Genomic DNA, 15,733 nt, shown 5'->3' on the forward strand with positions numbered 1-15,733 from the left:
CTGTCAGAAGATATCGTTGAGCATCACGCCCACGCCAACACGGGTCTGATTGAAGTTATAGTCAATCAGCGATTCGCCGTAACCGCTGTAAACCTGGGTGTAAAGGCGCACATGCTTCGTAATGGGGTAACTGACACCCAACTCAGCACCGCCGTAGCCGGTATTCCAGTTGTACTGACCTTTCGCACTTAAGACGGCGTCACCGAGGTGATAACCCAGTTTGAGCTGATAGTAGCCCATATATTTTGTGATATCCGGGTTATCGTCGGTGCTGCCGATGACGTACCACGGCTTAACTTCCACCAGCCAGTTACCGTTTTCAGCCATCAAACGCGTGTAAAGACGATTCCAGCTACGTGAAGTGGGGTCAGACCGACCGTTGGAGTCATGGTTATAACCCATTTCGACATCGCGGAGCGTCCAACCAGCGAAGCGATAGTCGGTGGCGAAACCGAGGAACAATTGCGGTTCATAATTGGTTTCGCGAAATGGGGAAGATTCTTCGCTATTCGAAAGCTGCCACCAGGACTTCTGGGTATAGGAGCCGCCAAGTACCGAGTTCGGACCTAAGATCCCGCGCCAGAGCGGAAACGCCAGGCTTAGCTGAAACTTAACCTCATCTTTGCGCGCATTTTCGGACCAGCTATAACTGCTGATCGCTTCTTTGTTCATGTCGCTGGTATTGGTGTAGATAAGATAGTTGGTGTCATAAGGATAAAGCGTGAAAGGATTGTCATGCTCCTGCAGCATGTTGGCGATAATACTGCCGCGAACCGCCGGTGCATCATGAATCTCTTTCACTGTCGCTTCCTGCGCATACGCGGTCAACGGCAGCATGACTGCTGGTAGTAACCATCCCAGAATCGCCCGCATCGGTACTGTTCTCCTGAACCAAAATATTGATGAATTGTATAATTATCTGGCAAGTATTCTACATACTTAGCGAGTTCCTCGTTAGTTATCCCGTCCTAAAGTAGAAAACAACAAATAATAAGCATAATATCAACATTTCATTAACCATTAAGATGTAGGGATCGTATGTCTGCCGTACTTACTGCTGAGGAAGCGCTGAAGTTAGTGGGTGAAATGTTCGTCTATCATATGCCGTTTAACCGGGCACTGGGACTGGAGCTTGAACGCTATGAGAAAGAATTCGCTCAATTAGCCTTTAATAACCAACCGATGATGGTCGGCAACTGGGCGCAAAGCATTTTGCATGGCGGCGTGATCGCCTCGGCGCTGGACGTCGCCGCCGGTCTGGTGTGCGTTGGCAGTACGCTAACCCGCCATGAGACGATCAGTGAAGACGAATTACGTCAGCGGATGTCACGCATGGGAACCATCGATTTGCGCGTTGATTACCTGCGCCCGGGGAGAGGGAATCGCTTTACCGCCACCAGCAGCCTGCTGCGGGCGGGTAATAAAGTCGCCGTGGCGCGCGTGGAACTGCATAACGAAGAACAGCTTTATATTGCCAGCGCAACCGCCACTTATATGGTGGGGTAAGCAGCCAAAAAAAGGTAAACTGCTGTTACATTTCTGCAATGAGTTTTCCCGATGGATGCTAAACAAACGCGGCAGGGCGTGTTACTCGCTCTTGCTGCTTATTTTATTTGGGGTATCGCACCTGCCTACTTCAAGCTGATTTACTATGTCCCGGCGGATGAAATCCTGACGCACCGCGTCATCTGGTCATTTTTCTTCATGGTGGTGCTGATGAGCATCAGCCGCCAGTGGTCGGGTGTCAAAACATTACTCCAAACGCCAAAGAAGATATTCCTGCTGGCGCTCTCTGCAGTGCTCATTGGCGGAAACTGGCTGCTGTTCATTTGGGCAGTCAATAATCACCATATGCTGGAAGCCAGCCTCGGCTATTTTATTAACCCGCTGGTGAATATTGTGCTGGGAATGCTTTTCCTCGGCGAGCGCTTCCGTCGCATGCAGTGGCTGGCGGTACTATTAGCCGCCTGTGGCGTACTGGTACAGCTGTGGACCTTCGGATCGCTGCCAATAATTGCGCTAGGACTGGCGTTCAGCTTTGCTTTTTATGGTCTGGTGCGCAAGAAGATTGCCGTCGAAGCACAAACTGGCATGCTGATCGAAACGCTGTGGCTTTTACCCATCGCGGCCATCTATCTGTTTGGCATTGCCGACAGCCCAACCAGCCATATGGGGCAAAACCCAATGTCGCTCAATCTGCTGCTGATTGCTGCGGGTGTCGTGACCACCATTCCGCTGCTGTGCTTTACCGGCGCCGCAACCCGCCTGCGTCTGTCGACGCTGGGTTTCTTCCAGTACATTGGCCCTACGCTGATGTTCCTGCTGGCGGTAACGTTCTACGGTGAAGCCCCGGGTGCGGACAAGATGGTCACCTTCGCGTTTATCTGGGTCGCACTGGCGATTTTCGTAATGGATGCGATTTATACGCAACGACGGGCGCGCCGGAGCTGAAGAAGTGCCGGATGGCGGCTGCGCCTTATCCGGCACAGCCCTTACAGCCAGTTTTTGCGCTTAAAGTACAGATACGGCGCCAGACCGGCGAGCATCATAAAGACAATCGCCCCCGGATACCCGAAGCTCCAGTGCAGTTCCGGCATGAACTCAAAGTTCATCCCATAACTTGAAGCTACCAGCGTCGGCGGCAGGAACACCACAGAGACCACCGAGAAGATCTTGATGATGCGGTTCTGCTCAATGTTGATAAAGCCCATCGCCGCCTGCATCAGGAAGTTAACCTTCTGGAACAGCGATTCGTTGTGCGGCAGCAGAGATTCGATATCGCGCAGGATCTCACGCGCCTGTTCCAGCTGGCTGCCCGGCAACCGCGCTTTACGTACCAGGAAGTTCAGTGCGCGTTGGGTATCCATCAGACACAAGCGTACCTTCCAGCCGATATCTTCAAGTTCCGCCAGCGTCGACAGCGCTTCGTCATATTCATCGCCCTGACGCCCTTCCATGATCACACGGCTGAGTTTTTCCAGGTCGCTGTAGATATTTTCGATCTCATCCGCCAGCTGTTCAATTTTTGTTTCGAACAAGTCGAGCAACAGCTCGTAGGCGTTGCCATCCACCATCGCCTGGTTACGCGCACGCATGCGGTACAGGCGAAAGGCCGGTAATTCGCGCTCGCGCAGGGTAAACAGTCGACCTTCGCGAATAGTAAATGCGACGGTTGAGTTACCCGCGTGATCGTCGGCGTCTTCATAAAAGAAGAAGGAGTGAATGTGCAAACCGTCTTCGTCTTCAAAAAAACGCGCGGATGCTTCGATGTCTTCCAGTTCAGGGCGCGTAGCCAGATTCTGGCCCAAGTCCTTTTGCACACGGTTTCGTTCTTCGTCATCCGGCTCGACTAAATCGACCCAAACCGAACTGGCCAGGTGCTCGATCTCGTCTGCCTCAAGGCGAGTTAAACGATTGTTTTCCAGTTGAAATGCGCTCAGCATGACCGGGACTCCCAATGCAAAAAATTATCGGACAGTTCGGAGGGCACACAGAAACAAATTGGGTTTCAGACCATTAAACAGCCTGACTCAGCGCGACGGGAAAAAAACAGAAGGTCGCTGACAACCGCGAAGGCTATCAGCAAAAAGGGATAGCCTTAGGAGTTGATCCTGGATGACAGGATAATGAGCCAGTATCTACTGGGTGTGTCCAAGGCGAATGTCCTCTTAGCGTAATCGTGCGCGCATGTTACGCCAGCAAAATTTTGACGTCAACACGCAACGAAACGCTAGCCTGGATAAATTACCTGCTCATCAGTAAGGCTAGCAGATCGTTACAAAATAATGATATTTTTCTGAAAGTTATACCGTTTCCAGTCGGGCATAGGCTGCCACCAGCCATTTGATCCCCTGCCCCTGGAACGCGACCTGCAAACGACTGTGCTCACCGCTGCCTTCCAGATTGACAATGGTGCCCTCGCCAAACTTGGCGTGGCGCACGCGCTGGCCAAGCTTATAGCCAGTGTCGTTTTCCGCCATTGGCGTGCCCATCCGCTGATGGCTCACCGGACGGCTGACCGTGGCGCGCAAACGTACCTCTTCAACGCACGCTTCCGGCAGTTCACCAATAAAGCGTGACGGACGATGGTAAACCTCTTTGCCATACAAACGACGCGTTTCAGCGTAGGTTAGCGTCAGCTTTTGCATCGCACGGGTCACGCCGACGTAGGCCAGTCGGCGTTCCTCTTCGAGACGTCCGCCTTCGTCCAGCGACATCTGGCTGGGGAACATGCCTTCTTCCATGCCGACGATAAACACCTGAGGGAACTCCAGACCTTTCGCCGAGTGCAGGGTCATCAGCTGTACCGCGTCCTGCCAGGTATCCGCCTGTCCTTCGCCCGCTTCCAGCGCGGCGTGAGACAGGAACGCCTGCAGCGGCATCAGGTCTTCGTCTTCTTCGTTGTAACTAAACTGACGCGTTGCCGTCACCAGTTCGTCTAAGTTTTCGATACGCGTCTGGCCCTTCTCGCCTTTTTCCTGCTCGTACATCATGCGCAGCCCGGAGTCTTTAATCACCCGGTCAGTCTGCACGTGCAGCGGCATATCGGCGGTCTCCTGCGCCAGAGCGTCAATCAGCTCCATAAAACGCTGTAAGGCGCTGGCGGCACGACCCGCAAGGGCTTTTTCCTGCAACAGTTCACGACAGGCCTGCCACAGCGTTAGCTGGCGGTCACGTGAGGTCTGGCGCACCACATCCAGCGTACGATCGCCAATCCCGCGCGTCGGTGTATTCACCACGCGCTCAAACGCCGCATCGTCATTGCGATTGGCGATCAGGCGCAGGTAGGAGAGTGCATCTTTGATTTCCTGGCGTTCAAAGAAGCGCATCCCGCCATAAATACGATACGGCATACTGGCTTGTAACAACGCCTCTTCCAGCACGCGCGACTGGGCGTTGCTGCGGTACAGAATAGCGCATTGTTCAAGCGCACCGCCGTTGTCCTGCCAGGTTTTGATGCGGTTAACGACAAAGCGCGCTTCATCGAGTTCGTTGAACGCGCAGTATAGCGAGATCGGTTCACCGTCGACGCCGTCGGTCCACAGCTTTTTACCCAGACGCCCATTGTTGTTTTCAATCAGGGCGTTAGCCGCGCTGAGGATATTGTTGGTCGAGCGGTAATTCTGCTCCAGGCGAATGGTTTCTGCGCCCGGGAAATCGGTGAGGAAGCGCTGGATATTTTCCACCTGCGCTCCGCGCCAGCCGTAGATCGACTGGTCGTCATCGCCCACGATCATCACTTTGCCGGTGTCGCCTGCCAGCAGGCGGATCCAGGCGTACTGAATGTTGTTGGTATCCTGGAACTCATCCACCAGGATATTGGTAAAGCGTTCGCGGTAGTGCTGCAGGATATGCGGTTTGTTGAGCCACAGTTCATGGGCACGCAGTAGCAGCTCGGCGAAATCCACCAGCCCGGCGCGATCACACGCTTCCTGGTAAGCCTGATACACTTTCTGCCAGGTTTGCTCAACCGGGTTGCCATAGCTCTGCAGATGGTGCGGGCGCAGCCCTTCGTCTTTCTGACTATTGATAAACCACATCGCCTGACGCGGCGGCCACTGCTTCTCATCCAGGTTCATCGCCTTGATCAGGCGCTTGAGCAGACGCAGTTGGTCTTCGCTGTCGAGGATCTGGAAATCCTGCGGCAGGTTGGCATCCATATGGTGCGCGCGCAGCAGACGGTGCGCCAGACCGTGGAACGTACCCACCCACATACCGCCCTGGCTGGTTCCCATGATCTGACCAATACGGTGGCGCATTTCCGCCGCCGCTTTGTTGGTAAAGGTGACCGCCATAATGGAGTACGGCGAGTTGTTCTCTACCGTCAGTAACCAGGCGATGCGGTGCACCAGCACGCGCGTTTTACCACTCCCCGCGCCTGCCAGAACCAACATGTTGCTGCGTGGCGCGGCCACAGCCTGGCGCTGTTCGTCATTGAGGCTATCGAGCAGGTAAGAAACGTCCATTGGCACCGCCGGAATCAACAGGGCCCAGCCGGACCCCTGGGAATTTATACAGAGTTGTTGGTGATTATATCAGCGAGGTCAGAGATGCCAACTGTGAAATTTCGATATGCGGCAGCAAACGGCTGTCAGCGATGTGCATCAGGTCGGCATTTTCCGGTTTGATCCAGCAAGCCTGCATACCGCAACGGATGGCTCCCGCGACGTCTGTCGTCAGGTCATCGCCCACGTGCAGAATGTCACCCACGGGCATGTTCAGTTTTTCCGCCGCCAGCGCGTACATGTCGCTGAACGGTTTTGATCGCCCGTCGGGACCAGCGCGCAGCACAAACTCAAAATAATCGCCCAGGCCAAACAATTCCGGCTGCGCGTTACCGTTGGTAATCGCCACCAGCGGCCATTTTCGGGCCAGCGCCTTCAGCGTGTCATGTGTCGCCTGCGGGACATCAATACGGCTACGCCATTTGGCGAAATTCATCATCGCCGCATTCGCTCCCATTCTGGCTTCGGCCTCTGACAACCCCGCCTCCAGCATAGCGCGTTCTACGGCGCGGTGGCGCCATTGGGTAACGTCGTGGTAGATTTCCGGCTCAGCGTCGCGAACGGCCTGACGTAAGCGCTGGAGGTCGCTATTTTGCAGCGAACTCAGCGCCGGATGATAATTCTGTACAAACGCGAGCGCTTCCTGCTCGGTGCGTGTGATAACGGGACGGTTATCGTAAAGGGTGTCATCAAGGTCAAAGGTGAGCGCAGAAATGCGCCCCAAAGGCCGGTAAAAACGCATTATTTCCCCCGTTTGGCGCGCGGATGCGCCGCATCGTACACTGAAGCCAGGTGTTGAAAATCAAGATGGGTATAGATTTGGGTCGTGGAGAGATTGGCATGGCCTAATAATTCCTGCACACCACGCAGATCGCCGCTCGACTCCAGCATATGCGTCGCAAATGAATGCCGTAGCTTGTGGGGATGTACATGGCTGTTCAGCCCCTGCTTGATACCCCATTCAGCAAAACGTTTCTGCACGTTCCGTGCAGAGATGCGTTTGCCCAGTTTTGACAGAAATAACGCATCGTCATCGCAGCCAAAGAGTCCGCGCAGATCCAGCCAGTGCTCAATCCACGCCACCGCATTGCGGCCAATCGGCAGGCGACGCTCTTTACTGCCCTTGCCCATCACCCATACTTCGCCGGTGTCGAGATCGAGATGTTTAATATCCAGCCCAACCAGTTCAGATAAACGCAGCCCGGCGCCGTACATCACTTCCAGCATCGCGCGGTCGCGCACGGCGAGGGGATCGTTGAGATCGATATCCAGCAGGCGATTAACGTCGTCGACATCGATATTTTTAGGCAGATGACGCGGTGCTTTGGGTGCGGAAACGCTTTTTGCCGGATTGGCTTTCAGCTCGCCCTGATTAACCAGCCAGTCGAAAAAACTACGTAGCGCGGAAAGTCGCAACGCCAGGCTCGCCGGTCCCAGCCCTTTACGACGACTGCGCACGGCAAAGCTTCGCACCATAGCAGCGTCACATTGTTGCCAGCTTTGCAAACCGGTTTCTCCGGCTAACGCGATGATGGCATCAAGCTGGCGCTGATAATTAAGCAATGTGATCGGGCTAAGCTGGCGCTCAACGCCCAGATAGCGCAAAAAGCGCGCCACATCCTGAGAAAGGGGTGAATCGGTCATATGCGTTCAATCCAGCGCTCCAGCAGTTCCGGCAACATCAACGAGATTTCCTGCAATAACTGCGTACCTTGTCCCTGCTGGTAATGATTAACGTCACGACTGCTGAACAGCATCACGCCAAGGGAGCCATCTTGCCCGAGCATCGACATCGCGACTGAGCCTATCGCTTTCGCCTCCGGCATCATCACCAGCAACTCGGGGCCATTGAGCGGCCCAAGATAATGCCGAGACTGGCCCAGACGCTGAATTCGCAGCGGTTCAAAAGCCTGACGGCTTAATGCCAGATGGGTGAATTTTGAGGGCGCGCCTAGTCGCCAGCGATCCGGGAACAGACGAACCGTCGCTCCTGCCAGCCCTAACTCACGCGCCCAGCGATGAAATCGCATCAGCATATCGTCAAGGCTGCTGGCCGCCACCAGACGTCCTTGCAGATTTAACAGACGATAGAACAGGCTTTCATTGGCGTTGGCCTGTTCCATCAACAGCGCCATGTTCTCTTCCAGCACGTTAATATGATTACGCGCCCGTGCCATATGCCATTCCACTAAAGAGACCGTGCCGCGCACCGGGTGCGGAACACGCATCGCCTCAACTGCCTGGGCATTACGGATAAAAAACTCAGGATTACGTTGCAGGTAATCGACGACCGCCCGATCGTCGAGCTCCATGAGCGTTTCCTGTAGTTCTTCCCCTGGTTGCTTCATAAGTGAATAAATCCGTCGTAGACATGTGCCGCCGGGCCTGTCATATACAGCGGATGACCCGGACCTTTCCAGGCGATATCAAGTCGACCGCCCGGTAATTCCACCCTCACCTCTTCTGCCAGCAGACCCTGCTGAATACCAACCGCAACAGCGGCGCACGCCCCGCTACCGCAGGCCTGCGTTTCACCCGCTCCACGCTCATAAACCCGCAGTCGGATATGCTCGCGCTTCACCACCTGCATAAAGCCAATATTGGCGCGTTCAGGGAAGCGCTCGTGGCTTTCCAGAACCGGTCCCAGTGTTTCTACTGTGGCCGTATCAACATCATCAACCTGAATCACGCAGTGCGGGTTCCCCATTGAAACCACGCCGCACAATACTGTCTGTTCGGCCGCGCGCATAATATAGGTCTTCTCTGCTTTATTGGCGCGAAACGGAACCTGCGAGGGTTCAAAATTGGGTTCTCCCATATTCACCTGCACCAGCTCGTCGTCGGTTACGGTTAATACCATACGACCATTGGCGGTACTGACGCGAATATCGCGCTTATTGGTCAGCCCTTTCAGGCGAACAAAGCGGGCAAAACAGCGGGCGCCATTGCCACATTGTGACACTTCACTGCCGTCGGCATTAAAAATACGGTAGTGGAAATCCAGCTCCGGATCATACGGAGGTTCAACCACCAGCAGTTGATCAAATCCAACGCCGAGATGCCTGTCGGACAGGCGGCGGATCAGCTCTGGTGAGAAAAAGACATTCTGCGTTACCGCGTCGACGACCATAAAATCGTTGCCAAGGCCATGCATTTTAGAGAATTGCATCATTCACTCCGTTCACGCGGGTACAGAAATGTAAATCTATTCCTGCCGTCAGTAATTCACCTGGGAAGGCCCGTCACTAATCCCACGATCGTTTTTCTCAGGCGCGGTGGATTGCGATTGCGGCTGAACGCTCTTGGTCGGAGGCGGCGCGGTTTTATCTGCTGGCGGGAAATACAGCGGGCCTTTGAGCCCACAGCCCGTCAGGCTGAACAGAGTAAAAATGACAGCGAGTGGCTTTAACACGTTTTTCATTATGGATTGCCTGTAAAGTTCATGCTTTCTGTTTTCTATCATCGCAGGAGAAGGCGTAAAAGCAAGAGTTAGCCTGTAATCTGCAACGCGTTTTGTTTCAGGTTATACTGCCGTCATCACGAAAAACAGGATAAGAAAATGAACGACAGTGAATTTCATCGCCTTGCTGACACCCTGTGGATGACCATTGAAGAGCGTCTGGACGACTGGGACGGCGACAGCGATATCGATTGTGAAATCAACGGCGGCGTGCTGACCCTCAGCTTCGAAAACGGCAGCAAAATTATTATTAACCGTCAGGAGCCGCTGCACCAGGTGTGGCTGGCAACCAAGCAGGGCGGCTACCACTTTGACCTGAAAGGCGACGAGTGGATCTGCGATCGTAGCGGCGAAACGTTCTGGGATCTGCTGGAACAGGCGGCAACACAGCAGGCAGGTGAAGAAGTGAGCTTCCGCTAAGTGTGATTGCCGGATGCGCTTCGCTTATCCGGCATCATGTTCAGGAAAAATACTGCTGCAACTGCGGCGCGTCGTTGTCCTGATTGACGGGCGGAACAGCGCTAATCGGCTGGGTACGGAACGGAATTACCTGCGCGCGCCCGTCGGTTTTCACAATCTGATAGAACTGCGGCAGGTTAAAGTTGATAAAGCTTGAGCCATAGGTGAAGCGATCGTGCGACGATGAGTAGAAACGGCTGACGTCGCGTACCAGTTCCTCTTTGCTGCCTTCGCAGTGGTGATACACCTCGGCCCGGTTACTCTCGTCCAGAATGTAGATATTAAAGCCCTGCTCATCACCCGTTTCTTCGAAAAAGAACTGAATGATCCCTTCGCTGGCAAACCCGTCCACTACCGACGGAAGTTTCACATGGTTAGTCTCAACCTGAACGGAAAGTCCGTGCAGTTTGTTATGTGAAATCGCACCATAGAATTCAATCGCGTTTTCCAGCTTCTGTACCGAGACGTTCAGACGTTCGAAGAACAGCCCCCACGTCTGACCGGAAACACGCAGCGCTTTGAAGCGTCCAGTTTCCTGACGGGTACTGGAGAGGCGTAATTCGATGCACTCAGACACCAGTTGCTGTACGCGAGTACGAATTAACCCGCGCAGATGCTGGCTATAGCAGAAGACCTCGACGCTATCCGGCGGCGCGGCATCCTGATGCATTTTGCCCAGAATCGTTTTTAACGCTTCAATCATCGCCTGCTCACCGTTGAAGTGCAGCGTACGCACCTCATTCCACGAGTTGCGATACAGCAGGTCTACGCTACCGACCAGGCAATTTTGCTCTTCGCCAAAACTGAAGACGTCCAGCTTACGGAAATCAAAATGCACCACCTGATTGCGAAATGCCGCCGTCGGGTCATATTCGAGGTTAACGATAATTGCCAGATGCCGAATTTCGCACGGACTATAAAGCGCTTTCGGCGTTGGCGCTGGTAAACGCAGCGGGAAGTGGTGCGACACATCGGCGACCATTTCCTGCAGCTTCGGCAAATCAACGATGCCGTTACCCTTAATAAATAGATGCGTACGCGAGGTCAGCAGGCCATTAAACCAGGCCCACGCCACCAGCTTGTTGAGATAGCGGTTATATTCCAGTGGCTGATGGCTGATGATCGAGTCCATGTTCGGCGCTCGGTTGTAAAGATACCACCCCGAACGGTTGGCACGACCCGGAGGCACATGGATAAAGGTCAGATTCGGTTCCGAGAGGTCTGGAGATATCTGCGGGTTCACCAGCGTGACTTTACCCGGCAACGCTTCAAACGCGGCATACAGCTTACGGGTCAGCACGCCGATATCTTGCGGGCTGGCGCTGACGCTGAGGTTATTACGCCGCGCAAAGCGGATCAGGTTACGATAGCTCTGCATCATCGCATCGAGCAGTTCGTTATGCGCTTCACGCACCTGGTCAATCTTCCAGTTAGCGCGGTTATCCAGCATGGTCAGACGGGCATCATCCCAGCCCCACTCTGTCACTAATTGACTTAATACTTCACGGCGCCAGCCCACGCAGGCGCGCTCACGGCTCAGTTTCTCACACACTTTTAAGTAGAAACATCGACGCACTAAATCCAGACGTGTCGGGTCTTCGATCGCCGTAAGGTATTCGGTTACACGCTCCAGCATCATGCAGTAAGGGTCGAGACCAAATGAGACGATCTCACCATCGTGCAAGCGCTGTTTAATATCTTTCGCCAACAGGCGTGGATTGGGGTATTCCCAGGAATACGCCTCCAGCAGCAGCGTTTTCAGCACTGCTTTGTACGGAGAGTCGATACTCTTGTACAACTGCCAAAGGCTGGCGCCGAAATACTCTTCGGCAGAGAGCGAACTGAGCCCGCCGAGATCCAGCCATTCGTTTGGCGTTAGCACCCCTTGTGCGTAGAGCGTCATGACGTAATCGTCGTAATGCTCTTCTTCGTCGCCCGGTACCATATTCCACAGAATACGTTTACCCGCGAGGCGCACAGCGGTGCGATAGAATTCATCCAGCAACAGGATATGCTGCGTCGAGCCACAGTCTTCCCCACCCAGACTGCCGCTTTCATTGTGACGGAAACGGTTTTCGTCAATCAGGAAGAAGCTGACTTCCACGCCCAGCGAGGCAGCCCAGCTTTCCAGCAGGCTACATTTACGCTGCAGCAGTTGGCGCTCTTCGCTATCCAGCCAGGATTGATGGCAGACCCAGATATCAAGGTCAGACGAACAGCTTTGCCCTACCGAAGAGGTACTGCCCATCGAGTAAACGCCGGTGATCGGCAGTTCGCCCTTCGGCGGGTCCTGCGGCGACATGCCGCGGTACAGTTCCAACTCGTTCAGGTAGTGGCGTTGGGTTTCATCAGGCGTGTAAAGGCATATGCCTTTGGGAACGTTACCATCAAGGTAACCCGGCATCAGCGGATGGTGGTAGTGCAATAATGTCGGCAGCAGACTGTATACCTGCTGGAAAGCAGGTCCCATGGCAGCAAGCGCGCGATCCACACGCAGTTGATTTATGGCATCCAGTCTCTGTTTCAGAGTCTCAATATAGAGGTACAAGACGTATCGCCTGATGTTGCATCCGTCATGGCGTCGATAGCGGCGGCGCAAACGCTTACCACCCTCGTCATCAATCTGGATAAACCGTATGTCAAAAATAACCGTTACCTTTTTCACCTGCACTTTTATTAGTTACAGATGAAAAAATGGTCTAAAACGTGATCAATTTAACACCTTGCTCATTGACCGTAAAGAAAGATGCGCTACATACAAGTGTAGCACCGTTCGTTACGTGTAAATTCCTTCATACGGTCGGGAGGTTTTTCTCGTCATTCTTCACTGACAGTGATGATGCAGCGCCTTTTCCTCTCACTTACGTTTGAGCGTAACGCTGACATCCCTTTGATAAGGATGTTAGGATGGTCAATGATTGATAATGACGGTAACAAGCATGTTAGACAATGTTTTGAGAATTGCCACACGCCAAAGCCCCCTTGCGCTCTGGCAGGCACATTATGTCAAAGACGCCTTAATGGCAAACCACCCCGGTCTGATCGTGGAACTGGTTCCTATGGTAACCCGTGGCGATGTGATCCTTGATACTCCGCTGGCGAAGGTCGGGGGGAAAGGGCTGTTTGTTAAAGAGCTGGAAGTCGCGCTGCTGGAAAAACGCGCCGATATCGCCGTGCACTCCATGAAGGATGTGCCGGTTGAATTCCCTGACGGTCTTGGACTGGTCACCATTTGCGAGCGAGAAGATCCGCGTGATGCTTTCGTCTCCAATAAGTACAACACGCTGGATGAACTCCCGGCTGGCAGCATCGTCGGGACATCCAGTTTGCGCCGTCAGTGCCAGTTGGCGAAACGCCGTCCGGACCTCATCATCCGTTCGTTGCGCGGTAACGTAGGCACACGTCTCGGCAAACTGGATAACGGTGATTATGACGCGATTATTCTGGCGGTCGCCGGATTAAAACGTTTAGGTCTTGAGTCGCGCGTCCGTACCGCTCTGCCGCCGGAAGTCTCTCTGCCAGCTGTCGGGCAAGGCGCAGTTGGCATAGAATGTCGACTGGATGATATGCGCACTCAGGCGCTGTTAGCGCCGCTCAATCATGAAGAGACAGCGCTACGCGTCAAAGCCGAACGCGCCATGAACACCCGCCTGGAAGGGGGATGTCAGGTACCTATCGGCAGTTATGCCGAGGTCATTAACGGTGAGATTTGGCTGCGGGCGCTGGTCGGCGCACCTGATGGTTCGCAGATGGTATGCGGAGAACGTCGCGGTGCCGCGCAGGATGCTGAGCAGATGGGCATCTCTCTGGCTGAAGAGCTACTGGAGAACGGTGCGCGTGCCATTCTGGCTGAAGTTTACAACGGAGAAGCCCCCGCATGAGTATTCTGGTCACCCGCCCGTCTCCCGCTGGGGAAGAGTTAGTGAGCCGTCTGCGCACACTGGGGCAGGTGGCCTGGAGTTTTCCGCTCATCGAGTTTTCACCGGGTCGGGAACTGGCGATGCTTGCTTCCCGACTGTCAGCGCTGACGGAAAACGATCTGGTCTTCGCACTCTCACAGCACGCCGTCACCTTTGCTGATGCCGAGCTTCAGCAGCAAGGGAAAAGTTGGCCCTCCCTTCCGCATTATTTTGCTATTGGCCGCACAACGGCGCTGGCACTGCATACCGTTAGCAGCTGCAATATTCACTACCCTCTGGATCGGGAAATTAGCGAAGTCTTGCTACAATTACCTGAATTACAAAATATTGCGGGAAAACGCGCGCTTATTTTACGCGGCAACGGTGGTCGCGAGCTGATAGGTGAAACCCTGACGGCACGTGGAGCTGATGTCGATTTTTGTGAATGTTATCAACGCAGTGCAAAACACTACGATGGCGCGGAAGAAGCGATGCGCTGGCAATCTCGTGGCGTGACCACGCTGGTTGTCACCAGCGGAGAGATGCTACAACAGATCTGGTCGCTCATTCCGCAATGGTATCGTGAGCACTGGTTACTACGCTGTCGGCTGCTGGTCGTCAGTGAGCGTCTGGCGCACCTCGCCCGGGAACTGGGCTGGCAAGATATTAAGGTCGCTGATAACGCCGACAACGATGCGCTGTTACGCGCATTACAATAACTCTCATAATGGGATGCCATAATGACGGAACAAGAAAAATCCTCCGCCGTGGTTGAAGAGACCAGGGAGGCCGTGGAAACCACGTCACAGCCAGTCAATACTGAAAAAAAGAGTAAGAACAGCACGGCGCTGATTCTGAGCGCCGTGGCGATTGCAATCGCGCTGGCAGCAGGCGTTGGGCTGTACGGCTGGGGGAAACAACAGGCAACAACACAGACAGCAACCAGCGACGCGCTGGCAAACCAACTGACGGCGCTGCAAAAAGCGCAGGAAAGCCAAAAAGCTGAGCTGGAAGGTATTATTAAACAGCAGGCCACGCAGCTGGATGAAGCCTCTCGCCAGCAGGCCGCTCTGGTCAAACAGCTTGACGAAGTCCAGCAAAAAGTCGCCACTATCTCCAGCAGCGATGCCGGAACATGGTTACTGGCGCAGGCTGATTTCCTGGTGAAACTGGCCGGTCGCAAATTATGGAGCGATCAGGACGTGACCACCGCCGCGGCGCTGCTGAAAAGCGCAGATGCCAGCCTGGCGGATATGAACGACCCGAGCCTGATTACCGCCCGCCGCGCGATTACCGATGATATCGCTAGCCTCTCCGCGGTGACTCAGGTCGACTATGACGGCATTATCCTCAAAGTAAATCAGCTCGCAAACCAGATTGATAACCTGCGTCTGGCCGACAATGACACCGATGATTCGCCGATGGACTCCGACAGCAACGAGCTTTCCAGCTCGATCAGCGAATGGCGTATCAATCTGCAAAAAAGCTGGCAGAACTTTATGGATAGCTTTATCACCGTTCGCCGTCGTGATGAAACCGCCGTCCCGCTGCTGGCACCGAACCAGGACGTTTATTTACGTGAAAACATCCGTTCACGCCTGTTAGTGGCCGCCCAGGCTGTGCCGCGTCATCAGGAAGAAACCTGGCGTCAGGCGCTGGAAAACGTCTCTACCTGGGTGCGCGCCTACTACGACACCGATGATGCAACGACCAAAGCTTTCCTTGAAGAGGTAGACCAGCTGAGCCAACAAAGCATCAGTATGGATGTCCCGGAAACACTGCAGAGCCAGGCTCTTCTCGACAAGCTAATGCAGACCCGCGTACGTAATTTACTGGCGCAACCTGCCACAGCGCCAGTTGTACCTGCGCCTGCAACAGACGCTCCGGCGACTGCGCCGCAAGGAGAATAA

Annotated in this window: 16 protein-coding genes; 6 read left to right on the plus strand and 10 right to left on the minus strand. The window is 54.3% G+C overall.

Features of this window, described 5'->3' with window-relative positions; genetic code table 11:
- Window positions 1–3: 3 nt before the first annotated feature.
- Window positions 4–873, minus strand: coding sequence for a phospholipase A (gene pldA / locus On2M_RS23580; protein ID WP_003017916.1), 870 nt, complete (start codon window positions 871–873; stop codon window positions 4–6).
- Window positions 874–1,038: 165 nt separating this feature from the next.
- Here pldA and yigI point away from each other — a divergent pair, with 165 nt between their 5' ends.
- Together yigI and rarD are read left to right on the plus strand one after the other, a co-directional pair.
- The gene (yigI, locus tag On2M_RS23585) at window positions 1,039–1,506 is read left to right on the plus strand and encodes an acyl-CoA thioesterase YigI (protein WP_003017917.1); all 468 of its coding nucleotides are present in this window, start codon (window positions 1,039–1,041) and stop codon (window positions 1,504–1,506) included.
- 51 nt (window positions 1,507–1,557) lie between these two features.
- A complete protein-coding gene (rarD, locus tag On2M_RS23590) occupies window positions 1,558–2,451 on the plus strand; it encodes an EamA family transporter RarD (RefSeq protein ID WP_210905530.1) in 894 nt (297 codons plus the stop codon).
- A gap of 41 nt (window positions 2,452–2,492) precedes the next feature.
- Here rarD and corA read toward each other — a convergent pair whose 3' ends face one another.
- From corA to On2M_RS23625, 8 genes are all read right to left on the minus strand, one after another.
- Window positions 2,493–3,443: a magnesium/cobalt transporter CorA gene (gene corA, locus On2M_RS23595; RefSeq protein WP_003017920.1), complete on the minus strand. Its 951-nt coding sequence runs from the start codon at window positions 3,441–3,443 to the stop codon at window positions 2,493–2,495.
- Window positions 3,444–3,598: 155 nt separating this feature from the next.
- Window positions 3,599–3,655 carry a YsgD/CorL family protein gene (ysgD, locus tag On2M_RS24345; protein ID WP_212723238.1) on the minus strand — a complete coding sequence of 19 codons (57 nt, stop codon included), beginning with the start codon at window positions 3,653–3,655 and terminating at the stop codon, window positions 3,599–3,601.
- A gap of 148 nt (window positions 3,656–3,803) precedes the next feature.
- Window positions 3,804–5,966, minus strand: coding sequence for a DNA helicase II (gene uvrD / locus On2M_RS23600; protein ID WP_003017922.1), 2,163 nt, complete (start codon window positions 5,964–5,966; stop codon window positions 3,804–3,806).
- A gap of 64 nt (window positions 5,967–6,030) precedes the next feature.
- Window positions 6,031–6,747, minus strand: a complete 717-nt coding sequence (gene yigB, locus On2M_RS23605; RefSeq protein WP_151217244.1) for a 5-amino-6-(5-phospho-D-ribitylamino)uracil phosphatase YigB — start codon at window positions 6,745–6,747, stop codon at window positions 6,031–6,033.
- Window positions 6,747–7,649 (minus strand): tyrosine recombinase XerC, encoded by a 903-nt coding sequence (xerC, locus tag On2M_RS23610; RefSeq protein WP_114681699.1) that lies wholly within the window; start codon window positions 7,647–7,649, stop codon window positions 6,747–6,749. The genes yigB and xerC overlap by 1 nt, the downstream gene beginning before the upstream one ends.
- Window positions 7,646–8,353: a DUF484 domain-containing protein gene (locus On2M_RS23615; RefSeq protein WP_151217245.1), complete on the minus strand. Its 708-nt coding sequence runs from the start codon at window positions 8,351–8,353 to the stop codon at window positions 7,646–7,648. Before On2M_RS23615 ends, xerC begins: the two co-directional genes overlap by 4 nt.
- The gene (gene dapF / locus On2M_RS23620) at window positions 8,350–9,174 is read right to left on the minus strand and encodes a diaminopimelate epimerase (protein ID WP_151217298.1); all 825 of its coding nucleotides are present in this window, start codon (window positions 9,172–9,174) and stop codon (window positions 8,350–8,352) included. Before dapF ends, On2M_RS23615 begins: the two co-directional genes overlap by 4 nt.
- 48 nt (window positions 9,175–9,222) lie before the next feature.
- Window positions 9,223–9,426 (minus strand): lipoprotein, encoded by a 204-nt coding sequence (locus On2M_RS23625; protein WP_210905531.1) that lies wholly within the window; start codon window positions 9,424–9,426, stop codon window positions 9,223–9,225.
- A gap of 138 nt (window positions 9,427–9,564) precedes the next feature.
- On the opposite strand from On2M_RS23625, the gene cyaY reads away from it, so the two are divergent.
- Window positions 9,565–9,885, plus strand: coding sequence for an iron donor protein CyaY (gene cyaY, locus On2M_RS23630; protein ID WP_151217248.1), 321 nt, complete (start codon window positions 9,565–9,567; stop codon window positions 9,883–9,885).
- A 40-nt stretch (window positions 9,886–9,925) separates the two neighbouring features.
- On the opposite strand, the gene cyaA is transcribed toward cyaY, so the two are convergent.
- Window positions 9,926–12,472 carry a class I adenylate cyclase gene (gene cyaA, locus On2M_RS23635; RefSeq protein ID WP_040230071.1) on the minus strand — a complete coding sequence of 849 codons (2,547 nt, stop codon included), beginning with the start codon at window positions 12,470–12,472 and terminating at the stop codon, window positions 9,926–9,928.
- A gap of 391 nt (window positions 12,473–12,863) precedes the next feature.
- Here cyaA and hemC point away from each other — a divergent pair, with 391 nt between their 5' ends.
- The 3 genes from hemC to hemX are packed head-to-tail and all read left to right on the plus strand — an operon-like array spanning window position 12,864 to window position 15,733.
- Window positions 12,864–13,805, plus strand: coding sequence for a hydroxymethylbilane synthase (hemC, locus tag On2M_RS23640; protein ID WP_151217250.1), 942 nt, complete (start codon window positions 12,864–12,866; stop codon window positions 13,803–13,805).
- Window positions 13,802–14,542 carry a uroporphyrinogen-III synthase gene (gene hemD / locus On2M_RS23645; RefSeq protein WP_210905532.1) on the plus strand — a complete coding sequence of 247 codons (741 nt, stop codon included), beginning with the start codon at window positions 13,802–13,804 and terminating at the stop codon, window positions 14,540–14,542. Before hemC ends, hemD begins: the two co-directional genes overlap by 4 nt.
- Window positions 14,543–14,563: 21 nt before the next feature.
- A complete protein-coding gene (hemX, locus tag On2M_RS23650) occupies window positions 14,564–15,733 on the plus strand; it encodes a uroporphyrinogen-III C-methyltransferase (RefSeq protein WP_210905533.1) in 1,170 nt (389 codons plus the stop codon).

The sequence above is a fragment of the Citrobacter sp. On2M genome (genome assembly GCF_018035235.1).
Taxonomy (GTDB): Bacteria; Pseudomonadota; Gammaproteobacteria; order Enterobacterales; family Enterobacteriaceae; genus Citrobacter; species Citrobacter meridianamericanus.